This window comes from Streptomyces mobaraensis NBRC 13819 = DSM 40847 (assembly GCF_017916255.1).
Lineage (GTDB): Bacteria > Actinomycetota > Actinomycetes > Streptomycetales > Streptomycetaceae > Streptomyces > Streptomyces mobaraensis.
In genome coordinates this window covers 1002181-1023378 of the sequence record NZ_CP072827.1, presented here as the reverse complement: position 1 = coordinate 1023378, position 21198 = coordinate 1002181, and the positions used below count along the sequence as shown (strand labels likewise).

The following is a 21198-nucleotide window of genomic DNA, read 5'->3' as shown; positions in this document are numbered from 1 at the left end:
GGGCCGAACGCCGTTGCGGCGGGCGTCAGATGCCCGGCCGGTACCGCAGCGGATGCCCCTCCGGTACCTCCACCACCACGATGCGCACCCCGTCGGGATCGGCGATCCACATCTCGATCAGCCCCCAGGGCATCCGCTCCGGTGGTCGCAGGATCCGCACGCCGCGCTCACGGAGTTCGTCGTGCGCCGCCGCCGCGTCGGCGACCTGGAGCCACAGTTCCAGCCCCGGGGCCGGCGGCGCCTCCGCGCGGCCGGAGAGTTCGAGGAAACCGCCGCCCAGGAAGTAGACGGTGCCGCGCTCCTCGCCCGTGCCGAACTCCCGGTAGACCGCGAGGCCCAACGCGTCGCCGTAGAACGCCCGCGAGCGCTCGGGATCGGTCGGTCTCAGCAACACCCTGCCGCTCAGTACGTGCACCATGCCCTCCGACTGTACGCATCGACCTGCGGTTAGTCTCGGGAGCGATCGCACCGGACCCAGGAAAGGACCCCCGGAACACCATGGAAGCCCTGGAGACCGCCCGCCCCGGCCAGGACCGGCCGGTGATCCGCGCCGCGACCGCGGCCGACGCCCCCGCGCTCGTCCCCCTGATCGAGTCCGCCTACCGCGGGGACGCCAGCCGCGTGGGCTGGACCACGGAGGCGGACCTCCTGGACGGGCAGCGCACCGACGAGGAGGGCGTCACGGCCGTGGTGACCGCCGAGGGCAGCCGGGTGCTGCTGGCCGAGGACCCTGGAGCCCCCCAGGCCCCCCTCGCCTGCTGCCACATCGAACACCGCGGCGACCACGCCTACTTCGGCATGTTCGCGGTCCGGCCCGCCCTCCAGGGCGCGGGGCTCGGCAGGGTGATGCTCGCCGAGGCCGAGCGGGTGGCGCGGGCCGAGTGGGGCGTCCGCGAGATGCACATGACGGTGATCCGGCAGCGCGAGGAGCTGATCGCCTGGTACGAGCGGCGGGGTTACCGGCGGACGGGGAAGATGGTCCCGTTCCCGTACGGCGACGAGCGCTTCGGCATACCGCGCCGCGACGACCTGGAGTTCGAGCTGTTGGTGAAGGAACTGCCGTAAGGCCGTGCGGCGGTACCGGTGACGGACGGCTGCCGGACGCGGACGCTCCGCATCCAGCGCCTGTCGCATGTCTCTCGCTTTCGGCAGCCTCCGACAGGAAAAACGGCGGCGGCCCCCCGGGGCCCGCAGGATAATTTGCAGCAGCACCCCTTGAGGAGGAGAACCGCGCATGGATACGGTGTCTTAACGCCAGGTTCTCCCGGGAAGGGGTTGTCATGACGGAAATTCTCGCGTCAAGGGCGATAGCCGCCGACGAATCGTCCGAGGCGTCCGTGGAGAGCGTCACCGGGCACCCCGCCTGGACGCAGCTCAAGGACGCCGTCGAGACGATCAGGCCGTGGCAGTCCGCCGACGGTTCGATCGACCTGGAGGCCGACGGCGCCCCGCCGGGGGAGCTCGTACGGGCCGAGACGGAGCGCGTCGTCGCCGCCGTCGAGCAGCTCTCGCCGCTCCTCCCGCACGACGCCGAGTACCACGCCGCCCTCGTCTCCGACCTGCGTAAATGGGCGGACGGCGGCTTCGGCGTGCCGGACTTCCTGGACTCGCTGCTCGCCTTCCGCCCCGCCGAGCGGCGCGTCGACGGGCGGCAGCACCTGGTCGTCTTCCCCATGTACACCCAGAACGGCAACCCGGACCGCAACCTGGAGGCCGTCGTCCTGCGCCTGGTGTGGCCCGAGTGGCTGTCCGAGCTGGAGCGCACCCGCTACGACAACCCCCTCTTCCTCGGCATCACCTTCGAGGACTTCACCGCGGGCTACGACACCAACTCCGCGGTCCTCTTCCCGGAGACCATCGCCGTCCGCGAGGCCCCCGACCGCTTCACCTGGGGCGGCATCTTCTGCGACCGCGAGGCCGCCCGCTTCCGCCGGGTGACCGAGGCGGCCGTGGACATCCTCGGCCTGGAGCTCCCGGACGACATCGCCGCCATGCTGGACGACCAGGAACGCTGCCAGCAGGCGTTCGTCCTCTGGGACATGATCCACGACCGGACGCACAGCCACGGCGACCTGCCGTTCGACCCCTTCATGATCAAGCAGCGGCAGCCGTTCTGGATGTACGGCCTGGAGGAGCTGCGCTGCGACCTCACCGCCTTCAAGGAGGCCGTGAAGCTGGAGGCCGACGGCTACGCCCAGGGCCGTGACGTGCAGTACGCCGTGCTGTTCGACCGGATGTTCCGCTTCCCGGTCACCGGCGAGCGCGTCCGCAACTACGACGGCCTCGGCGGCCAGCTCCTCTTCGCCTACCTGCACCGGCACGACGTCGTACGCTGGACGGACAACACCCTCCACATCGACTGGGACCGCGCCCCGCGGGTCACGAACCAGCTGTGCGGCGAGATCGAGAAGCTCTACCGCGACGGCATCGACCGCCCCAAGCTCGTGCACTGGCTCGCCGCCTACGAGCTCGTCTCGACGTACCTGGCCCCGCACCCCGGCTCCACCTGGGCCAAGGGCCCGGACGCCCTCGACCTCAGCCTGCCGCCGCGCAAGCTCGTGGACGACGTGCTTCCGGACGAGTTCCCGCTCAGCATGTTCTACGAGGCCCTTGCCAAGAAGCTGCGTACCGTGATCGCCTCGACCAAGGGGATCACCGCGGCGAGCGTGGAGAAGGCGGCCGCGTGAGCACCCAGGACAGCGCGGGGAACCTCGCGGGTAACGAGGAGGCGAAGACCATGAGCACTCCGACCAACGGCGACGGCCGGCTGGACGGCGCCGTCGTGGCGGTGGCGGGAGCGGCCGGCCCGGCCGGCCGCGCGGCCCTGCTGCGGCTGGCCGAGGCGGGGGCGACGGTCGTCGCCGCCGACGCGGACGCGGCCCGCCTCGCCGAGGCGGTGGACGCGGCCCGCTACGCCCACGGCGGCGCCACCGTCATCGGCGACACCGTCGACCTGCTCGACCTGGACGCCACCCGCGCCTGGGCCGACCGCACGGAGAAGGAGTTCGGTCGCGTCGACGGCCTGGTCCACCTGGTGGGCGGCTGGCGCGGCTCGGCCACCTTCGCCGAGACCGACCCCGCCGACTGGGAGCTGCTGGAGAAGCTGCTCATCCGTACGGTCCAGCACACCTCGCTGGCCTTCGAGGGCGCCCTCAACCGCAGCGGCAACGGCCGGTACGTGCTGGTCAGCGCCGCCGGCGCGAGCAAGCCCACCGCGGGCAACGCCGCGTACGCCGCCGCCAAGTCCGCCGCCGAGGCGTGGACGCTCGCCCTCGGGGACGCGTTCCGCAAGGCGGGCGGGGACGACGGACCGACGGCCGCCGCCACCATCGTGGTCATCAAGGCCCTGGTGCACGACGCCATGCGCGCCGAGCGCCCCAATGCCAAGTTCGCGGGCTTCACCGACGTCAAGGACCTCGCCGAGGCCATCGTCGGCGTCTGGGAGAAGCCCGCCTCCGAAGTGAACGGAACCCGTCTGTGGCTGACTCCCCACACGTGAGCGAGACCGACGCGATACGCCGGCACGACCCCCGGGTCCGCGGCTTCGCCAGTGACAACTACGCCGGCGCGCACCCGGAGGTCCTCGCGGCCCTCGCCCTCGCCAACGGCGGCCACCAGATCGCGTACGGGGAGGACCAGTACACCGAGCACCTCCAGGAGGTGTTCCGCTCCCACTTCGGGCCCACCGCCGAGGCGTTCCCCGTCTTCAACGGCACGGGCGCCAACGTCGTCGCCCTCCAGGCGGTGACGGAGCGGTGGGGCGCGGTGATCTGCGCCGCCTCGGCCCACATCAACGTCGACGAGTGCGGCGCGCCCGAGCGCGTCGGCGGGCTGAAGCTGCTCACCGTGCCCACCCCGCACGGCAAGCTCACGCCCGAGCTGATCGACCGCGAGGCGTGGGGCTGGGACGACGAGCACCGCGCGCAGCCGCAGGTCGTCTCGATCGCCCAGACCACCGAGCTCGGGACCTGCTACACCCCCGAGGAGATCCGGGAGATCTGCGACCACGCCCACGAGCGGGGCATGAAGGTCCACCTGGACGGCTCGCGCGCCGCCAACGCCGCGGCCACGCTGGGCGTCCCGCTGCGCGCGTTCACCACGGACGCGGGCGTCGACCTGCTCTCCTTCGGCGGCACCAAGAACGGCCTGCTGTTCGGCGAGTGCGTCGTCGTGCTGAACCCCGGCGCGGTCAAGGCGATGAAGCACCTGCGCAAGCTGTCGATGCAGCTCGCCTCCAAGATGCGCTTCGTCTCGGTGCAGTTCGAGGCGCTGCTGGCCGGCGACCTCTGGCTGCGGAGCGCGTCCCACGCCAACGCGATGGCCGCCCGCCTCGCCGAGGGCGTCCGCGCGGTGGACGGCGTCGAGGTGCTGCACCCCGTCGAGTCGAACGCCGTCTTCGCGCGCCTGCCGCGCGAGGTGAGCGAGCGGCTCCAGAAGCGGTACCGCTTCTACTTCTGGGACGAGGCGGCGGGCGACGTCCGCTGGATGTGCTCCTTCGACACCACGGAGGACGACGTGGACGCGTTCACCGCGCTCGTCAAGGAGGAGATGGCACGGGGGTGACCCCGGCGCCGCGTGAACGGCCGTCGGGGGGCCTCCAGGGCGCCTACACGCCCTCCAGCGCCGCCACCTGCGCCGGCGTCGGGGCCGTCCCGCCCAGGTGTGCCGGTACCCACCATGTGTCGTCCGGGCCCTTCGGCCGCACCGGGTACGCCCGCTGCGCCGCCTCCAGCAGCTCCTGCACCCGGGCCCGCAGCCGCTCGGTGACCTTCTCCGCCGGCTCGTCCGGGTCCGCCTCGACGGGCGCCCCCACCCGGATCGCCACCGGTATATGGCTACGGCCCAGGTTCCGCTTGCGTCCCTTGGTCCACAGGCGCTGCGTGCCCCACAGGGCCATCGGCAGCAGCGGCACCCCGGCCTCCTGCGCCAGCCGCGCCGCGCCGGACTTGAAGCTCTTCAGGGTGAACGAGGTGGAGATCGTCGCCTCCGGGAACACCCCGACGATCTCGCCCGAGCGCAGCGCCGACAGGGCGTGCTTGTACGCGTCGAGGCCCGCCGAGCGGTCGACGGGGATGTGCTTCATCGCCCGCATCAGCGGCCCCGACACCTTGTGCCGGAAGACCGACTCCTTGGCCATGAAGCGCACCAGCCGCTTCGCCGGCCGGGCGGCGAGGCCGCAGAAGACGAAGTCGAGGTAGCCGATGTGGTTGCTCACCAGGACGGCACCGCCGCGCTCTGGCACATGCTCGGTGCCCTGGACGTCGAGGCGCAGGTCGGCGGCCTTGAACATGGTGCGGACGGCGCCGATCACCGGGGGGTACACGAGCTCTGCCATATCGGTTATGTCCTTCGGGGGCCTGGGGAGGATGCTCCCGCTGAAGTTACGCAGCCGTAGGGTGGCGGCTTCCGGCAGATCGTGCCCGAATGTCCGGCCCGCAAGCCAGTCGGGGGTGCTTCCCGGCCGGGAGATCCTCATCACGTCGCCCGATTTGCCGGATTGGCGGGGAGGTGGCGGGGGTTCCGGCCGGGAATTCCGCCACCGGAAGCGGTGCTGGAGGAAGGGACGGAACGCCGCGGCGGGGGAACGGCGTCGAACGGGACGACGCGGGTATCCGGACCCGCGCCACGGTGGCCACGGTGACAGACGGAAGGACGCACGTGCGGGAACGGAATGAGGCCGACGCGCGACGGCCGGACGCCGACGGGCCACGGCCGGGCGCGGACGCGCCACGCTTGGACACCGGCGCGCCACGCCTGGACGCCGCCGCGCTCGGCGCCGAGCTGGGCGAGCGGGCCACCCTCGTCCAGTTCTCCAGCGCGTTCTGCCAGCCGTGCCGGGCCACCCGGCGGGTCCTCGCCGACGTCGCGGGCATGGTCGACGGCGTCGCCCACGTCGAGATCGACGCCGAGGCGCGGCTCGGCCTCGTCAGATCCCTGGACATCACCGCGACGCCGACCGTGCTCGTCCTCGACGCCGCCGGCCGCGTCGTGCGCCGCGCCGAGGGCGAGCCGCGCAAGGCGCACGTCATCGCGGCGCTCGGGGCGGCCGTGGACAACCCGTGACGCGCGGCGCCGCCGCCCGCCGTGGATCATCGTGATCCCAGTCCCATCCGCCCGGCGGCCCTTGACGCCGCTCGCCGCGCCTCGCCAAGGTGACGCCATGTGGCCTGGACTTCTCTCGCAGTTAGACACGTACGTGGACGTACCGGTGGCAGCCGGCGCGCGCTGTCCGAGCCCGTGAGTTTCCGCGACCGCACCACTCCGGCTCGACCAGCTCGACTTGTTCGACTTGAAGGGGACAGCCCATGTCGGTCTCGCCCGACCTCAGCACCCTCCGCGCCGCCGGCCCCGAGCTGCTGCGCTCGGTCTTCCGCCGGCACGCCGCCGGCGTGGCCGTGATCACCGCCCAGGGCGACCGCCCCGTGGGATTCACCGCGACCTCCCTCACCTCCGTGGCCGCCGAGCCCCCGATCGTCTCCTTCGGCGTCGGCACCGGCTCGTCCAGCTGGCCCGTCCTCGCCGAGACCGAACATGTCGGCGTGCACATACTCGGCGAGCACCAGCGCGAACTGGCCGCCGTCTTCGCCCGCAGCGGCGCCGACCGCTTCGCCGCGCCCACCCGGTGGCGCGCCGGACCGGAGGAGGTGCCGCTGCTGGAGGGCGTGCTGGCGTGGCTGGTGTGCCGGGTGGTGGCCCGGGTCCCCGCCGGTGACCACTGCCTCGTCCTCGCCGAGGCGGTGACGGGCGAGGCCGCCGGAACGGGCCGTCCCCTGCTCTACCACCAGGGACGCTTCAACGGTTTGCGGGACTGAGACGTCCCTGCCCCGCGCGTTGGGCACATCACAGGTCAACGGCCTTGCGCTCGGGTGACACGCTCGATGTACTGACGAGTAACATTCCGGTGTGGGCATCACCAGCCCCGCCCGGGATCCGCCCCCCAAGGCGCCTATGCTGCCTGCCAAGGCAGCTTTGAAGAGACGATGCAGTAGGAGAGCCGGCGTGAGCTTGAGGATCGTTGTCTGTGTGAAGTACGTGCCCGACGCCACCGGCGACCGGCACTTCGCCGAGGACCTGACCGTCGACCGCGACGACGTGGACGGCCTGCTCTCGGAGCTCGACGAGTACGCGGTCGAGCAGGCGCTGCAGATCGCCGACGAGGCCGATGACGCGGAGATCACCGTGCTCACCGTCGGCCCCGAGGACGCCAAGGACGCGCTGCGCAAGGCGCTGTCCATGGGGGCGCACAAGGCCGTCCACGTCGAGGACGACGACCTGCACGGCACCGACGTCATGGGCACCTCGCTGGTGCTGGCCAAGGCCGTCGAGCACGTCGGCTACGACCTGGTCGTCTGCGGCATGGCCTCCACCGACGGCGGCATGGGCGTGCTCCCGGCCCTCCTCGCCGAGCGCCTGGGCGTCCCGCAGGTCTCCCTGCTCTCCCAGGTCGCGGTCGAGGACGGCAAGGTGACCGGCCGCCGCGACGGCGACGCCGCCACCGAGCAGCTGGAGGCCGCCCTCCCGGCCGTCGTCTCCGTCACCGACCAGTCGGGCGAGGCGCGTTACCCCTCCTTCAAGGGCATCATGGCCGCGAAGAAGAAGCCGGTGGAGTCGCTGGACCTGTCCGACCTGGGCATCGAGGCGGACGAGGTCGGCCTCGACGGCGCCTGGACCAAGGTCGACAGCGCCGCCGAGCGGCCGGCCCGCACGGCCGGCACGATCGTCAAGGACGAGGGCGAGGGCGGCAAGCAGCTCGCCGAGTTCCTCGCGGGCCAGAAGTTCGTCTGAGCGGGCCACAAGCCCGTCTGAGCCCGGAACCCCGCAACCGCCCTCACACTTCCCGCAGGAGAGCAACGCCATGGCTGAAGTCCTCGTCTACGTAGACCACGTGGACGGCGCCGTCCGCAAGCCCACCCTCGAACTGCTCACCCTCGCCCGCCGCATCGGCGAGCCCGTCGCCGTCCACCTCGGCGCCGGCGCCGAGGAGGCCGCGAAGGTGCTCGGCGAGCACGGCGCCGTCAAGGTGCTCACCGCCGACGCCGCCGAGTTCGCCGACTACCTGGTCGTCCCCAAGGTGGACGCCCTCCAGGCCGCTTACGAGGCCGTCAACCCGGCCGCCGTGCTCGTCCCGTCCTCCGCCGAGGGCAAGGAGATCGCGGCCCGCCTCGCGCTCCGTATCGGCGGCGGCCTCATCACCGACGCCGTCGACCTGGAGGCCGGCGACGAGGGCCCGGTGGCCACGCAGTCCGTCTTCGCGGCCTCGTACTCCACCAAGTCCCGCGTCACCAAGGGCACCCCGGTCATCACCGTCAAGCCCAACTCCGCCGCCCCCGAGGCCGCCCCGGCCGCGGGCACGGTCGAGCAGCTCTCCGTCACCTTCGGCGAGCTGGCCACCGGCACCAAGGTCGTCTCCCGCACCCCGCGCGAGTCGACCGGCCGCCCCGAGCTGACCGAGGCCGCGATCGTGGTCTCCGGCGGCCGCGGCGTCAACGGCGCCGAGAACTTCCCGCTGATCGAGGCCCTGGCGGACTCGCTCGGCGGTGCCGTCGGCGCCTCCCGCGCCGCGGTGGACGCCGGCTGGTACCCGCACACCAACCAGGTCGGCCAGACCGGCAAGTCGGTCTCCCCGCAGCTCTACATCGCGGCGGGCATCTCCGGTGCCATCCAGCACCGGGCCGGCATGCAGACCTCGAAGACGATCGTCGCCATCAACAAGGACGAGGAGGCGCCGATCTTCGAGCTGGTCGACTACGGCGTCGTCGGCGACCTCTTCGAGGTCGTCCCCCAGCTGACGGACGAGATCAAGGCCCGCAAGGGCTGATCGTCCCTCAGGGGCCGCTCTCAGGGCTCCCGCGCGCGGCGGCGTGCGGGAGCCCGTCGCGTTTCCCGGGGTGTTGACCGCCGGGCGGGGACGCGGCTAGCGTCGACTGGCTTCAACGAACTGTTGAACTCCCGGCGGCGGATTGGCGGGTGGGACCCTGTGCACCGGAGCGTGACGACGACCTTCGACAGCACGCTGACGGACCGCCTCACGGCCCGGCTCGCCGCCGTGGACGCGGACCTCGCGCGCCGCTACCCCGGCGACCCCGGCACCCGCCAGCCCGTCCACACCGTCTACGTTCCGGCGGACGCCTTCGCGGCGGACACCGTCCGTACGTGGGGCGAACGGGCCCTGGCCGCCCTCGACGAGCACGCGCCGGACGCGGAAGCGCTGTCCGCCGCCCTCGGCGTGGACGCCACGGCCGTCCACGACCGCGTCCGGGCGAAGCTGGCCCGGGAGCCCGTGGAGGACCTGCGCGTCGACTTCGAGGACGGCTACGGCCGCCGTTCCGACGCCGAGGAGGACGAAGCGGCGGCGCGGGCCGCCGAGTTGACGGCGGCGTCGGTCGCGGACGGCAGCGCGCCGCCGTTCGTCGGCATCCGCGCCAAATCCATGGAGGCGGCGGTACGGGACCGGGGCGTCCGCACCCTCGACGTCTTCCTCACGGGCCTGATGGCGGGCGGAGGGCTGCCCGCCGGACTCGTCCTCACCCTCCCCAAGGTCACCCACGCCGCACAGGTCACGGCGATGGCGGAGGTGGCGGGAGAGTTCGAGAAGGCCCACGGCCTGGACGCGGGCCGGCTCCGCTTCGAGGTCCAGATCGAGACCACCCAGGCCGTCCTGGGCCCGGACGGCCGGGCCACGGTCGCGCGGCTGCTGGACGCGGGGGAGGGCCGGGTGAGCGCCCTGCACTACGGCACCTTCGACTACAGCGCGGCGTGCGGCGTCGCCCCGGCACACCAGGCCCCCGACCATCCGGCGGCGGACCACGCTAAGGCCGTGATGCAGACGGCGGTGGCGGGTACGGGGGTACGCCTGTCGGACGGCTCGACGAACGTCCTCCCCGTGGGCCCGCGCGAGCGGGTGCACGCGGCCTGGCGCTACCACCACGCCCTGGTCCGCCGGGCGTTGGCGCGGGCGTACTACCAGGGCTGGGACATGCACCCCGGCCACCTGCCGACGCGGTACGCGGCCGTGTACGGCTTCTACCGCGAGGGCCTGGACCCGGCGGCGGCCCGCCTGGCCGCCTACGCCGCCGGGTCCGGCGGCGACGGCCCCATCCTCGACGAACCCGCCACGGCCCGCTCCCTCGCCGGCTACCTCCTCCGCGCGACCGACTGCGGCGCGGCCGACACGGCGGAGATCACCGGGCTTACGGGCCTCACCCGTCCGCAACTCGACGCACTGGCGGGCCGTGCGGGGTGAGGGCGCCGGGGGCAGGCCCCACTTGCCCCCGTGCGGCCGCCGGCGGACGACCCCCGGCGGTCTGACGGACGTGTGAGCCGGGTCATCCCGGGCCGAAAATCCCTGGCGCCGTGCGGACCCGGATACCTAACGTCCGATCATGACCACACTGGAATTCCGCCGGATCCCCGAGGCGCACCTGGACCGTGCCCTGGACCTCACCTACCTCGCCTTCGAGGAGTCCGCGGACGCGGAACGGCGCGAGCGCCACCGGGAGATGCTCCTCGGCGCCGAGCGGGTCGGCGCCCACGACGGTGACGACCTGGTCGGCATGCTCGCCGCCCGCCCGCTCCTGTTGTCCGTCCCCGGCGGCGAACTGCCCTGCGCGGGCGTGACGTTCGTCTCCGTGTCCCCCGGCCATCAGGGCCGGGGCGTCCTCAGGGGACTGATCGGCGAACTGTGGAGCCGCTGCCGGGCCGCCGGGCAGCCGCTCGCCGCGCTCTGGGCCGCGGACGCCGGCCTCTACGGCCGCTTCGGCTTCGGCGCCGCCACCCACGTCTACGGAGTGGAGATCGACTCCGACCGCCCGCTCGCCCTGCGCATCGAACCCGCCGACCTCCCCGTGCACTTTGTCGACCCCGAGGACGCCCCCGCCCTCCTCGCTCCCCTCCACGCCGCCCACCGGCGCCGCCGCGCGGGCCGCGTCTCCCGCGACAGCGCATGGTGGCGCACCCGCACACTCCCCGAGACCGAGGACGACGCGCCGCACCTCAGCCCGCCCCGGGTCGTCACGCTCGGCACACCGCCCGTGGGCTACGCCGTCTACCGCACCGGCGACGGCCGCGACGTCCCCGGCACCCCCGACGGCATCGTGGCCGTCTCCGAGCTGGAGGCCGACACCCCCGAGGCCGCCGCGGCGCTCTGGCGCCACCTCGTCTCGATCGACCGCACCGAACGGGTACGCGCCTGGGGCCGCCCCCTGGACGACCCGCTGCTCCACTTCGCCGCCGACCGCGACCAGGTCCGCGTCACCCGGGAGATACCCGCCCTCTGGCTGCGCGTCCTCGACGTGCCCACCGCCCTGAAGTCCCGCTCCTGGTCGGCTCCCTGCGACCTGGTCCTGGAGATCACGGACTCCCGCGCCGCGGAACGCCTCCGCCTCACGGCGGGACCCGACGGCGCCACCGTCACCCGCACCGACGAGGCCCCCGACCTCACCTTCGACGTACGCGAGCTCGCCGCCTGCTACCTCGGCGGCACGGGACTGCGGGATTTGGCACGGGCGGGCCTGGTCACCGAGCACACGCCGGGAGCCGTGGCGCGGCTGGACGCGGCGTTGCGCACGGAGTATCCGGCGCACACGGTCGACGAGTTCTGAAGGAGCGTCCTGTCCGGGGCAGGGGTGCCGGGTCATGGGGTGCTGTCCGAGGTGCCGCGCGGGTTGCGTGGCCGCCGGGCCGAGTGACGGCACCCCGGCCGCCGTCATCCCTCCCGCGACACCTGTCGCTGGAACCAGGCCACGTCCCAGTACTCGCCGAACTTGCGGCCCACCTGCTCGTACACCCCGACGGGGCGGAAGCCGAAGCGCTCGTGGAGGCGGCGGGACGCGTCGTTGGGCACGGTGATGCCGGCGAGTGCCATGTGCACGTCCTCCCGCTCCAGGACCTCGAAGAGGGCGGAGTACAGCAGCCTGCCGACGCCGTGGCCCACGTGTTCCGGCGCCACGTACACGGTGGTCTCGACGGACGTCGCGTACGCGTGCTTCGGACGGAAGGCGCTGCTGGTCGCGTACCCGAGCAGCTTTCCGCCCTGCTCGGCCACGAGCAGCCGGTGCGGCCCGGAATCCGGGTGCTCCAGCAGCCACGGGCGCCGCTGGTCCACGGTGAACGGCTCGATGTCGAAGGTGATCGGCGTCTCGACGACGTAGTGGTTGTAGATCCGGGTCAGCTCGCCGAGGTCGTCCTCGCCACCGGCCCGGATCCGTATGTCCGGGTCCGCCTGACGTCCGTTCGCTGGTGCACTCACCCGCACGACGGTACGGGGCGTTCGTTACGCCGCGGTTTCGCGGACCGCGCTGACGGACGCGCGCCGGGCAGCGCGATACCGGGCCTGACCGGCCTGCCATGCGGCCGGCAACGGCCGCTACCGGGGCGCGAGGCCGCTTTCCGCGCTGAGCGCGGTGATGAACGCGCTCCACGCGGGGGTGGGGATGGTGAGGGTGGGGCCAGTGGGGGTTTTGCTGTCGCGGACGGGTATCAGGCCGGGGTGTTCGTCCGATACCTCAAGACACTTGTCCTCGCCCATGCTGTAACTGCTGCTTCGCCAGGTGGTCACATATGGATCCGTGGAGACGCTAGGCACGGTACTTCTCCTCAAGCACTTTTTGGATAAGGGCAGTTGACGCCTCAGTTGAAAGAGCCCAGCCTTCGAGGGAATCGTACAGGGATACGTACTCGGCGACCTCTTGCGGTTTGGAGGTGTAGGTACCCCTGGTGATCCCGGGCCGATACACGATCGATTGCCCGCTGCGGAGCGTCATGATTGTCGCCATGGTCAGGTTCGTGAGCCCGTCGAACGGCGGGACGTGGTCGAACGCCACTATGCGAAGGTGGATACGCGGATTGCGCGCTGAGGCGAGCAGGTGTGTCAACTGACCGCGCATGATCCGGTCGTCTCCAACGCGCCAATGCAGGGCGGCTTCCAAGATGACCGTGTGGAACTCCGGTTGATCAGGCCCTTCGAGGAGGGCGCGCCTTTTCTGGCGATACCTGACCTTTGCCTCCAGGCTGCCTCCAAACTCCGGCAGGCTGTGCCTGAGGAGGGCCGTCAAGTAGTCGTCCGTCTGCAAGAGCGCGGGCATGAAGTCGGTGTAGTGGCGAAACTTCACGGTGCGCGACTCGTAGTCGAGGTGCCGTTTGGCCCACCTCGTGTCCGGGCTCTCCTGGATATCGTCCCAAAGGTCGAACAGCGAACCGCCGGCCTCAAGGACCTCGTCCAGCAACTGGGCCACTTCCTCGACGGGGAAGCGTTCGCCCGACTCGAACTTCGCGATCGCGCTGTACGACAGGAAGACCCGGTCCGCGACCTCCGCCCGGGTCAAGCCGCGCTCGACGCGCAGCTCCCGCAACCGCGACGCGTACCGCGCGATGATGCCCCGAGACGGGTCGAGCCGTTCCGGATCGGACATGGTGGGAACCCCCCGGCGGTGAGCTGTGGCGCGGCCGAGCTTAGGAGGCGGGGCGGGAAGTCCGAGCCGGAAACGGAAGTTCCCGGCCGACCGGTTGACGCCGGAACGCTCTCACCTCGGTGGACGTACGGCGTCGTCCAGGGCTGAGCGTGAAGCCGTCAGCCAAGGCAGCAGCACCGGCAGGACATGCGCCGGCTGCATCGCCTGCGTGTGGTCGAGGCCGTCGAGAAGGCGGACCGTCCAGCCGGCGGCGGCCAGTTCCGTACGGCCGGCCGCGAGCGCGCCGCCGATGTCGACGGTGACGCCGCCCCAGCCCTCCCCGTAGGGGATCGTGTCGGAGGAACCGGCGAAGCACAGGCGCGGGCAGCGCAGCCGCGCCGACGCGGCCCGTTCGTCGAAGTCGCGCAGCGCCTCGTACAGGGTCACGAACTGCCGGGTCTGCGCCTCGGAGGCGGAGACTGCCACGGACGACCAGTCGTAGCCGTTCGGGTCCGTGGTCCCGACGGCCGTCGTACCAGGGGCGGCGGCGGAAGCCGCCATCGCGTGCGCGGCCCTCGTGACGCGCAGCATCTCCGCGTACGGGCCGCCGAGGGGCGGGAAGCCGCCCATCGCGAGGGCGGTGAGCCGGTCGGTGCGCAGGGCGAGTTGGAGGCCGCTGAGGGCCAGCCAGGAGTAGCCGTAGTAGGCGAACCGGTCGGCGCCCGTCGCGTCGGCGACGGCCAGGAGGTCGGCGGTGATGGTGTCCGGGGTGAGGGCGTCCGGCCGGGGGTGGGCCATGAGGTGGCCCTCGTAGGGGAACGCGACCGCGCGGAAACCGGCGTCCGCGAGACCTCGCGCGAGAGACCGGCCGAGGGCGGGATCGACGCCCCAGCGCCGGAGTTCCTCGGCGCGCGCCCCTTCCGCGGGACGTGGATCGACGGGGAGGAGCACGGTGGCGGACCCGGTGCCGTGGACCTCCACCGGGAGCACGCTGCCGTCGTGGAGCCTCGCTTCGATCACGGCTGTCTCCCTGTTCCGGTCGGTGCCGACCAATTCCGTAGGGCGTAAGGTGTTGGCGGGAGCGACAATAGCGTAGGGCGTAAGGAGATCAAGCGTGAGCGTGGGCATCATCGCCGGGCAGGGCGACCCGACCGCGTCCATGACGCTGCTGTGGAAAGGGGAGGACGCGCGTCCCGCGCGCAAGGCGCCGGGCCCCAAGCCCGGCCTGACCGTCGACGCCATCGTCGAGGCGGCGGTCGCGGTGGCCGACGAGGCCGCGTCGGCGGCGGGACTGTCGATGCGCACGGTGGCGGAGCGGCTGGGGTGCTCGTCGATGGCGCTCTACACCTACGTGCCCGGCAAGGCGGAACTCCTCGACCTCATGTACGACCGCGTGCACGCCGAACTCCCCATCGACCGGGCGGCGGGCGACGACTGGCGGACGGAGGTGACGACCTGGGCGTCGGAACTCAAGGAGTTCTGCCTGCGGCACCCGTGGGTGCTCCAGGTCTCGTACGCGCGCCCGGTGCTCGGCCCGCACGAGCAGGCCGTTCTGGAGGCGCTGCTCCGCGCCCTGTCGGGCGCCCGGCTGGAGGCAGGGGCGCTGCGGGCGGTGGTGAGTTCGCTGTTCCACTTCGTGCACGGCTCGGCGCGGACGACGGCGGAGGCGCGCCGGGCGGCGGCCGTGACCGGCGTCGCGGACCGGGACTGGTGGACCGCCCGGGTGACCCTCCTGAACGAGCTCGCCCCCGATTTCGCCGACCGCTTCCCGCTGTCGACGCGGCTCGCCTCCGCCCGGACCCCGCCCGCGGCGGACGGGGATCCGACGGACACCTGGGAGCGCGAGACCGACCGCGTCTTCGCGGCCGGCCTGGCCGTCCTGCTGGACGGGATCGAGGCGGCGGCCGGCTCCCCGAGCGCGGAGGCGGGCGCCGGCCGGTGAGCCTCGGCATGTGCGGGGGCGCGACTCCCGCCCGGTCCTCGGGCCCGTCGGCCCGCGGCTCCGCCGTGTCCGGCGCGCTCGGGGGGCGGGCGGCGCGCGGGCCCGGCCGGGTGGAGGAGGGGCCGTCGGGGCCTTCCCGGTGGGCCGGGAATTGGGCGACGCGCCGAAGGATGTGAGGATGTGGCCATGCAGAACGTTTTCTTCGACATCACCATTGACGGCAAGGACGCCGGCCGCATCGTCTTCCGGCTCTTCGACGACGTCGTCCCGGAGACCGCGCGCAACTTCCGCGAGCTCGCCACCGGCCAGAACGGCTACGGCTACGCCGGCTCGGCCTTCCACCGCGTCATCCCGGACTTCATGCTCCAGGGCGGCGACTTCACCCACGGCAACGGCACCGGCGGCAAGAGCATCTTCGGCGCGACCTTCGCCGACGAGAACTTCTCCCGCAAGCACGACCGGCCGTTCCTGCTGTCGATGGCCAACCGCGGCCCGAACACCAACGGCTCCCAGTTCTTCGTGACGACCGTCGTCACCCCGTGGCTGGACGGCAAGCACGTCGTCTTCGGCGAGGTCGTCGAGGGCCAGGACCTGGTGAAGCAGATCGAGGCGCTGGGCTCCCACAGCGGCGCCCTGAAGGCCGACGTCGTCATCAAGGAGAGCGGCACGGTCGCCTGACGTTCGCCGCGGCGAGCTTGAGATACCGAACGCCTGAGTAACGCCTGAGGAAACGCCTGAGTACAGATACTCAGGCGTTCGGCGTTTCCGGGCGGAAACGATGGGCCCATGCGTACGTTCCCCTGGGTCAGGCCCCTGAAGGGGGCCGCGGTCACCGCCCTCGCCGTCCTGGCCTGCCACACCGTCCTCACGACCGGTTTCGCCGCCGCGCGCGCCGAGGAGAAGGCCGATCCGCAGTCCGCCTGGGCGGGGACGGGGGTGTGGCTCGCCACGTTCGTCGTCGGACTGCTCCTGGCCATGCCCGTGCTGCTGTGGGCGGGCATGCGGCTGCTGCGCGAGAAGAACAACCACCTGCTCGTCGTCGGCGGCGGCCTCGCCTGGTTCTTCGCGGCGGGACGGCGCGTCGACGCCCTGGAGTACGGGGTGGGCCGGCACGTTTCCTGGCCGCTGGTCGCCGGGGTGATCGCCGTGGGGGCCCTGCTGTCGTGGGGCCGGCTCGCCGACCGGCTGGTGTCGGAGGAGACGGCCTTCGTTACGTCCTCCCCGGCCCCGTCCGGAGCCGAGGGGTCTCTTCGACAGGGCGGGTCGTAGCGAGGGGGCCCGTGGTCTCTTCGCGGGTGCGGGCCGCGTCGAGGGGGCGCGTGATCTCTTCGCCGGGGCGGGTTGCACCGAGGGGGCGCGCAGTTTCTCCGCCGGCGCGGGTCATATCGAGGGGCCGCGTGGTCTCTTAGCGGGTGTGGGCCGCGTCGAGGGGCCGCGCGGCCACTTCGCCGGCGCGGGGCGCGCCGAGGGGGCGCGCGGTCTCTTCGCCGGCGTCGGTTCCGCTCGGAGAGCGGGCCGCCTCCCAGGCCGCCTCGATCATCGTGAAGACCTCGTCCACCGCGGCCTCCGGATCGGCCGCCTCGCGGGCCAGCGAGTAGGCGTCGATCGCGAACCGCGCGACCGCCCGGCAGGCCGTCGGGGTCCGCGCCAGGCCGGGCTCGGCGGCGATGGCCGCCGCCAGCGACTCGGCGTGGCGGAGCCGCATCGACTCCTCGTACTCCCGCAGGGCGGGCGACGCGTCGATCATGCGCCAGACGGGGGCGGCGGCGTCCGCCGTGCAGTGCCGCACCAGGGCCTTGATCTCCCGGCGCAGCGCGGGGACCAGCGGTTCGTCCGGGGCCCGGTCGGCGACCGCCCGCGCGAGGCGGTGCTCGAAGTCGGCGTCCTGCTCGAACACCAGGGCCTCTTTCGAGGCGAAGTGGGAGAAGAGCGTAGTGACGGCGACGTCGGCCTCGGCGGCCACGTCACGGATGCCCACCGCGTCGTACCCGCGCTCGAGGAAGAGCCGCAGGGCGGCGTCGGCGATCTTCTGGCGGGTCGCCGCCTTCTTGCGTTCGCGGCGTCCGGGGGGCGCGGTCATGCGCTCACACTAGCAAATGTTGAAGTGGGGCGGTTGCGGAAAGATAACCGTTAGCGTTACGGGTTGGGGCGCGCTCATCCTTCCGCGGGCGGCAGCTCACCCGAGCCGCGTGCGATCAGGCGCGTCGGCAGTTCGATGCGGCGGGTCTCCGACGCGTAGCCGTCGAGGCGCTGGAAGAGGAGTTCGGCGGCGGTGCGGCCGAGGCGGGCGGGGTCCTGGGCGATGACCGTGACGGCGGGGGAGAGCAGATCGGCCAGTTCGAGATCGTCGAAGCCGACGAGGGCGACGCGGCGCGGGAGTTCGGACAGGACGCGGACGGCGGTGGCGGTCACCCGGTTGTTGCCGGTGAAGAGGGCGGTGACCGGCGCCGGGCCGGACAGCATGCGCAGCACCTCGCCGCGTACCCGGTCCGGCGCCGTGGGGCCGAGCGAGATCCAGCCGTCGTGCACCGGCAGCGCGGCGGCGTCCATCGCGGCCCGGTAGCCGCGCAGCCGCTCGGTCGCCGTGTGGATGCGCGGCTGGTCGCCGATGAAGCCGATCCGGCGGTGGCCGTGGGCGACCAGGTGCGCCACGCCCTCGCGGGCGCCGCCCGCGTGGTCGGAGAGGACGGTGTCGGCGGATATCAGTCCGGCGGGACGGTCGACGAAGACCGTGGCCACGCCGGCCGCCATCTCCGGTTCCAGATAGCGGTGGTCGGCGCCGGCCGGGATGACGACGAGGCCGTCGACGCGGCGGGCGCAGAGGGCGAGGGCGAGTTCGCGCTCCCGCTCGGGGTCCTCGGCGCTGGAACCGTTGATGAGCAGCGCCCCGTGGTCGCGGGCGACCTCCTCGACGGCGCGGTTGAGCGGGGCGTAGAACGGATCCGCCAGATCCTCCAGGACGAGGCCGACGGACGAGGTACGGCCCTTGCGCAGTACGCGGGCGCTGTCGTTGCGGCGGAAACCCAGGGCGGAGATGGCCTCCCTGACGCGGCGTTCGGTCTCGGGGGTCACGCCCGGCTCGCCGTTCACCACCCGGGACACCGTCTTCAGCCCCACGCCGGCGCGTGTCGCCACGTCCTTCATGGTCGGCCGGGTCCCGTAGCGGGGGCGCGGGCTGTGGGCGGTGTCGGGCACGTGGCGCGTCCTCCGTGGGCGGCGTGGGCGGCGTGGGCGGCGTGGGTGGTTGGGCGGTGCGTTGTGCTGTGCGTCGCGATCGTGCGTGGTGCGCGTCGAACGAGCATAGGGCCTGGACAACGTTGTCAACAGTGGCCGAGACTGGCGGGAAAGCGACGGCCGGCCAACCGGGGCCGGTCGCGCCGCGAGTGGAGCAGGAGAGACCGTTCCCCATGCCGTCCGCCATGCCGCCGTCGTCCCCCACGCTCACCGAACCGGGCGCTCTCGTCGCCGCTCTCGACATCGGCGGCACCAAGATCGCGGGCGCGCTGGTGGACGTCGGGGGGCGGCTCCTCGTCCGCTCCCGGCGCCGTACCCCCGCCGAGGGTGACGCGGAGGAGGTGATGGGCGCGGTGGCGGAGGTGCTGGACGAACTCGCCGCGTCCGCCGACTGGCGACGCGTACGCGCGGTGGGCATCGGCAGCGCCGGGCCCGTGGACGCCTCGCGCGGTACCGTCAGCCCGGTCAACGTGCCGGGCTGGCGCGGTTTTCCGCTGGTGGCGGAGGTGGGGCGACGGGTCGGCGGGCTGCCCGTCGCCCTCGTCGGCGACGGCGTCGCGATGACCGCCGCCGAACACTGGCGCGGCGCGGCGCGGGGCCGGGCCAACGCCCTGTGCATGGTGGTGTCCACGGGGGTGGGGGGCGGTCTGGTGCTCGGCGGACGCCTGCACCCCGGCCCCACCGGCAACGCGGGCCACATCGGTCACATCAGCGTGGACCTGGACGGCGATCCGTGCCCCTGCGGCGCCCGAGGCTGCGTCGAACGCATCGCCAGCGGGCCCAACATCGCCCGCCGGGCCGCCGAATCCGGCTGGCGGCCCGGGCCGGACGGGGACGCGGGCGCGACGGGCGTCGCCGCGGCGGCCCGCGCCGGCGATCCCCTCGCCGTCGCGTCGTTCGACCGCGCCGCCCAGGCACTGGCGGCCGGCATCGCCGCGACGGCGGTGCTTACGGAGATCGAGGTGGCGGTGGTGGGCGGGGGCGTCGCGGGCGCGGGGGACGTCCTCTTCGCACCGCTGCGCCGGCATCTGCGTGCTTACGCGACGCTGTCCTTCGCCGCCGGGATCGAGGTCGTGCCGGCCGAACTCGGCGGCGACGCGGGAGTGGTGGGCGCGGCGGCGGCAGCGGCGGAGGCGGTGGGGGTGTGGGGGTGAGGCGGTGGGGACGAGCGGCGTAGGGGGGAGGGGGATGGGGGTACGGGGTTTCGCCCAGGGCCGCGGGGGAAGCCGTACGATTCGGTGCTCGCTGCCGGTGCTCGCTGCCGGTGTCCGCTTGCTCGTGAACGGTGTGGGGAAGTCCCGGGAAACCTACGTCACTTGAGGACTTGAGGTCTTGAGGTGCCTGAGGTGCTTGAGACCCAAGGGGTTGCCGGGAGGCATGAACCGTACGACGGGTGCGCCGGTGAACCGAGGGCCCCATCCCGCTCGTCCGTCCTTCCGTGGCAAGGTGTTCCGGGCATCGCAAGGGGGCCGCTCGGAGGAGGGGGAACCGTGATCGTCTGGCTGAACGGCGCTTTCAGTGCGGGAAAGACCAGCACCGCGAGGGAACTGACCGGGCTCATGCCGGAAAGCCACCTCTACGACCCCGAGATCGTCGGCGGGGGACTGCGGCATCTCCTGCCGCCCGGACGGCTGGCCGAGGTGGACGACTACCAGGACCTGCCGATCTGGCGGCGCCTGGTCGCCGACACGGCGGCGGCGCTGCTCGCGGAGGTCGGCGGGGTGCTCGTGGTCCCCATGACACTGCTGCGGCAGGAGTACCGGGACGAGATATTCGGCACGCTCGCCGCCCGCCGGATACCGGTCCGGCACATCCTGCTGGCCTGCGATGAAACGATACTGCGCAAGCGGATCGACGGCCGGGTGGAGGACCCCGCCGACCCGGTCCGCAGCGAGGCCGTCCGGCAGTGGGCCAGGGACCACGTCGACGCTTACCAGGAGGCGCTGACCTGGCTTTCGGACGACACGTTCGTCGTCGACACCGGGCGGCTCACCCCGCGCGAGGCGGCCGAACACGTCGCCCGGGCGGTCCGCGACGGCTCCGCCGGGCCCTGCCAGATCGTCGAGACGCCCGAGCCGAAGGCCGAGACGCTGGCCGCCGGGGTGCTCCTCTTCGACGAACACGACCGCGTACTGCTGGTCGACCCCACCTACAAACCGGGCTGGGAGTTCCCCGGCGGCATCGTCGAACCGGGCGAGGCGCCGGCGCGGGCCGGTATGCGCGAGGTCGCCGAGGAGATCGGCATCGAACTGCCGCACGTCCCCAAGCTGTTGGTCGTGGACTGGGAACCACCCCGGCCCCCCGGCTTCGGCGGCCTCCGCTTCCTTTTCGACGGCGGCCGGCTCACCGAGGCGGAGGCCCGCCGCCTGCTGCTCCCCGACGCCGAACTACGCGGCTGGCGCTTCGTCACCGAGGACGAGGCGAGCGCCCTGCTGCCCCCCGTCCGCCACCGCCGCCTGCGCTGGGCCCTCCGCGCACGGGAACGCGGGTGCCCGCTCAACCTGGAGGCGGGGGTGCCGGTCGGGTGAGGCGGGAACGGGACGGGGACGCGCCGGACGCCCGCGGGCGGCGCTCGGGCGGGCGGCGCTCGGACGGGCTGCGGGAGCATGACGATGTCCGGGGTGGGGGATGGGG

Annotated in this window: 23 protein-coding genes; 15 read left to right on the top strand and 8 right to left on the bottom strand. The window is 72.8% G+C overall.

Annotation, left to right across the window (positions count from 1 at the left end):
* Positions 1-25: 25 nt before the first annotated feature.
* Positions 26-418 carry a VOC family protein gene (locus J7W19_RS03805; protein WP_004938490.1) on the bottom strand — a complete coding sequence of 131 codons (393 nt, stop codon included), beginning with the start codon at positions 416-418 and terminating at the stop codon, positions 26-28.
* 80 nt (positions 419-498) lie between these two features.
* On the opposite strand from J7W19_RS03805, the gene J7W19_RS03800 reads away from it, so the two are divergent.
* The 4 genes from J7W19_RS03800 to J7W19_RS03785 all read left to right on the top strand — a co-directional run bounded on the left by J7W19_RS03800 (position 499) and on the right by J7W19_RS03785 (position 4563).
* Positions 499-1065, top strand: coding sequence for a GNAT family N-acetyltransferase (locus tag J7W19_RS03800; protein WP_004938487.1), 567 nt, complete (start codon positions 499-501; stop codon positions 1063-1065).
* A 215-nt stretch (positions 1066-1280) separates the two neighbouring features.
* On the top strand, positions 1281-2687 hold the full coding sequence (locus J7W19_RS03795) for a DUF6421 family protein (RefSeq protein ID WP_040887510.1): 1407 nt from the start codon (positions 1281-1283) through the stop codon (positions 2685-2687).
* A 50-nt stretch (positions 2688-2737) separates the two neighbouring features.
* Entirely contained in the window at positions 2738-3499 is a 762-nt protein-coding gene (locus J7W19_RS03790) for an SDR family NAD(P)-dependent oxidoreductase (RefSeq protein WP_040887564.1), read from the top strand.
* Positions 3496-4563: a threonine aldolase family protein gene (locus tag J7W19_RS03785; RefSeq protein WP_004938478.1), complete on the top strand. Its 1068-nt coding sequence runs from the start codon at positions 3496-3498 to the stop codon at positions 4561-4563. The genes J7W19_RS03790 and J7W19_RS03785 overlap by 4 nt, the downstream gene beginning before the upstream one ends.
* A 43-nt stretch (positions 4564-4606) precedes the next feature.
* Here the strand turns inward: J7W19_RS03785 and J7W19_RS03780 are convergent, their stop codons facing one another.
* The gene (locus tag J7W19_RS03780; RefSeq protein WP_004938475.1) at positions 4607-5335 is read right to left on the bottom strand and encodes a lysophospholipid acyltransferase family protein; all 729 of its coding nucleotides are present in this window, start codon (positions 5333-5335) and stop codon (positions 4607-4609) included.
* Positions 5336-5733: 398 nt separating this feature from the next.
* Here J7W19_RS03780 and J7W19_RS03775 point away from each other — a divergent pair, with 398 nt between their 5' ends.
* From J7W19_RS03775 to J7W19_RS03750, 6 genes are all read left to right on the top strand, one after another.
* Positions 5734-6063 carry a TlpA family protein disulfide reductase gene (locus tag J7W19_RS03775; protein ID WP_040887561.1) on the top strand — a complete coding sequence of 110 codons (330 nt, stop codon included), beginning with the start codon at positions 5734-5736 and terminating at the stop codon, positions 6061-6063.
* A gap of 242 nt (positions 6064-6305) precedes the next feature.
* Positions 6306-6812: a flavin reductase family protein gene (locus tag J7W19_RS03770; protein WP_004938469.1), complete on the top strand. Its 507-nt coding sequence runs from the start codon at positions 6306-6308 to the stop codon at positions 6810-6812.
* Positions 6813-6999: 187 nt separating this feature from the next.
* Positions 7000-7785 carry an electron transfer flavoprotein subunit beta/FixA family protein gene (locus J7W19_RS03765; RefSeq protein ID WP_004938466.1) on the top strand — a complete coding sequence of 262 codons (786 nt, stop codon included), beginning with the start codon at positions 7000-7002 and terminating at the stop codon, positions 7783-7785.
* 70 nt (positions 7786-7855) lie between these two features.
* Positions 7856-8818 carry an electron transfer flavoprotein subunit alpha/FixB family protein gene (locus J7W19_RS03760; protein WP_004938463.1) on the top strand — a complete coding sequence of 321 codons (963 nt, stop codon included), beginning with the start codon at positions 7856-7858 and terminating at the stop codon, positions 8816-8818.
* A gap of 171 nt (positions 8819-8989) precedes the next feature.
* Positions 8990-10243, top strand: coding sequence for a DUF6986 family protein (locus J7W19_RS03755; RefSeq protein WP_325176054.1), 1254 nt, complete (start codon positions 8990-8992; stop codon positions 10241-10243).
* A gap of 139 nt (positions 10244-10382) precedes the next feature.
* Complete coding sequence (locus J7W19_RS03750) at positions 10383-11600, top strand: GNAT family N-acetyltransferase (protein ID WP_004938456.1); 1218 nt, start codon at positions 10383-10385, stop codon at positions 11598-11600.
* A 104-nt stretch (positions 11601-11704) separates the two neighbouring features.
* Here J7W19_RS03750 and J7W19_RS03745 read toward each other — a convergent pair whose 3' ends face one another.
* The 4 genes from J7W19_RS03745 to J7W19_RS03730 all read right to left on the bottom strand — a co-directional run bounded on the left by J7W19_RS03745 (position 11705) and on the right by J7W19_RS03730 (position 14408).
* Positions 11705-12253, bottom strand: a complete 549-nt coding sequence (locus J7W19_RS03745) for a GNAT family N-acetyltransferase (RefSeq protein WP_004938451.1) — start codon at positions 12251-12253, stop codon at positions 11705-11707.
* 111 nt (positions 12254-12364) lie between these two features.
* Entirely contained in the window at positions 12365-12583 is a 219-nt protein-coding gene (locus tag J7W19_RS03740; protein ID WP_004938450.1) for a DUF397 domain-containing protein, read from the bottom strand.
* On the bottom strand, positions 12576-13409 hold the full coding sequence (locus J7W19_RS03735) for a helix-turn-helix domain-containing protein (protein WP_004938447.1): 834 nt from the start codon (positions 13407-13409) through the stop codon (positions 12576-12578). The genes J7W19_RS03740 and J7W19_RS03735 overlap by 8 nt, the downstream gene beginning before the upstream one ends.
* Before the next feature lie 111 nt (positions 13410-13520).
* Positions 13521-14408, bottom strand: a complete 888-nt coding sequence (locus tag J7W19_RS03730) for an alpha/beta fold hydrolase (protein ID WP_004938444.1) — start codon at positions 14406-14408, stop codon at positions 13521-13523.
* Between the two features lie 100 nt (positions 14409-14508).
* Here J7W19_RS03730 and J7W19_RS03725 point away from each other — a divergent pair, with 100 nt between their 5' ends.
* The 3 genes from J7W19_RS03725 (at position 14509) to J7W19_RS03715 (ending at position 16599) form a co-directional block, all read left to right on the top strand.
* Positions 14509-15330 carry a TetR/AcrR family transcriptional regulator C-terminal domain-containing protein gene (locus J7W19_RS03725; protein WP_040887556.1) on the top strand — a complete coding sequence of 274 codons (822 nt, stop codon included), beginning with the start codon at positions 14509-14511 and terminating at the stop codon, positions 15328-15330.
* Positions 15331-15516: 186 nt separating this feature from the next.
* Positions 15517-16008 carry a peptidylprolyl isomerase gene (locus J7W19_RS03720; RefSeq protein WP_040887554.1) on the top strand — a complete coding sequence of 164 codons (492 nt, stop codon included), beginning with the start codon at positions 15517-15519 and terminating at the stop codon, positions 16006-16008.
* A gap of 108 nt (positions 16009-16116) precedes the next feature.
* A complete protein-coding gene (locus tag J7W19_RS03715) occupies positions 16117-16599 on the top strand; it encodes a hypothetical protein (protein ID WP_004938438.1) in 483 nt (160 codons plus the stop codon).
* Positions 16600-16735: 136 nt separating this feature from the next.
* Here the strand turns inward: J7W19_RS03715 and J7W19_RS03710 are convergent, their stop codons facing one another.
* Positions 16736-17410: a TetR/AcrR family transcriptional regulator gene (locus tag J7W19_RS03710; protein ID WP_004938436.1), complete on the bottom strand. Its 675-nt coding sequence runs from the start codon at positions 17408-17410 to the stop codon at positions 16736-16738.
* A 74-nt stretch (positions 17411-17484) separates the two neighbouring features.
* Positions 17485-18474, bottom strand: coding sequence for a LacI family DNA-binding transcriptional regulator (locus J7W19_RS03705; RefSeq protein ID WP_201768178.1), 990 nt, complete (start codon positions 18472-18474; stop codon positions 17485-17487).
* Positions 18475-18737: 263 nt separating this feature from the next.
* On the opposite strand from J7W19_RS03705, the gene J7W19_RS03700 reads away from it, so the two are divergent.
* Both J7W19_RS03700 and J7W19_RS03695 read left to right on the top strand, forming a co-directional pair.
* Positions 18738-19718, top strand: coding sequence for an ROK family protein (locus J7W19_RS03700; RefSeq protein ID WP_004938432.1), 981 nt, complete (start codon positions 18738-18740; stop codon positions 19716-19718).
* 336 nt (positions 19719-20054) lie between these two features.
* Positions 20055-21092, top strand: a complete 1038-nt coding sequence (locus J7W19_RS03695; protein WP_004938430.1) for an NUDIX hydrolase — start codon at positions 20055-20057, stop codon at positions 21090-21092.
* The last annotated feature ends 106 nt before the right edge of the window (positions 21093-21198 follow it).

Bases quoted from the DNA above. Each gene is read 5' to 3' on its own strand.
- J7W19_RS03805 (WP_004938490.1), bottom strand. From the start codon at position 418: ATGGTGCACGTACTGAGCGGCAGGGTGTTGCTGAGACCGACCGATCCC.
- J7W19_RS03800 (WP_004938487.1), top strand. From the start codon at position 499: ATGGAAGCCCTGGAGACCGCCCGCCCCGGCCAGGACCGGCCGGTGATC.
- J7W19_RS03795 (WP_040887510.1), top strand. From the start codon at position 1,281: ATGACGGAAATTCTCGCGTCAAGGGCGATAGCCGCCGACGAATCGTCC.
- J7W19_RS03790 (WP_040887564.1), top strand. From the start codon at position 2,738: ATGAGCACTCCGACCAACGGCGACGGCCGGCTGGACGGCGCCGTCGTG.
- J7W19_RS03780 (WP_004938475.1), bottom strand. From the start codon at position 5,335: ATGGCAGAGCTCGTGTACCCCCCGGTGATCGGCGCCGTCCGCACCATG.
- J7W19_RS03770 (WP_004938469.1), top strand. From the start codon at position 6,306: ATGTCGGTCTCGCCCGACCTCAGCACCCTCCGCGCCGCCGGCCCCGAG.
- J7W19_RS03760 (WP_004938463.1), top strand. From the start codon at position 7,856: ATGGCTGAAGTCCTCGTCTACGTAGACCACGTGGACGGCGCCGTCCGC.
- J7W19_RS03750 (WP_004938456.1), top strand. From the start codon at position 10,383: ATGACCACACTGGAATTCCGCCGGATCCCCGAGGCGCACCTGGACCGT.
- J7W19_RS03735 (WP_004938447.1), bottom strand. From the start codon at position 13,409: ATGTCCGATCCGGAACGGCTCGACCCGTCTCGGGGCATCATCGCGCGG.
- J7W19_RS03720 (WP_040887554.1), top strand. From the start codon at position 15,517: ATGCAGAACGTTTTCTTCGACATCACCATTGACGGCAAGGACGCCGGC.
- J7W19_RS03715 (WP_004938438.1), top strand. From the start codon at position 16,117: ATGCGTACGTTCCCCTGGGTCAGGCCCCTGAAGGGGGCCGCGGTCACC.
- J7W19_RS03710 (WP_004938436.1), bottom strand. From the start codon at position 17,410: ATGACCGCGCCCCCCGGACGCCGCGAACGCAAGAAGGCGGCGACCCGC.
- J7W19_RS03705 (WP_201768178.1), bottom strand. From the start codon at position 18,474: ATGAAGGACGTGGCGACACGCGCCGGCGTGGGGCTGAAGACGGTGTCC.
- J7W19_RS03700 (WP_004938432.1), top strand. From the start codon at position 18,738: ATGCCGTCCGCCATGCCGCCGTCGTCCCCCACGCTCACCGAACCGGGC.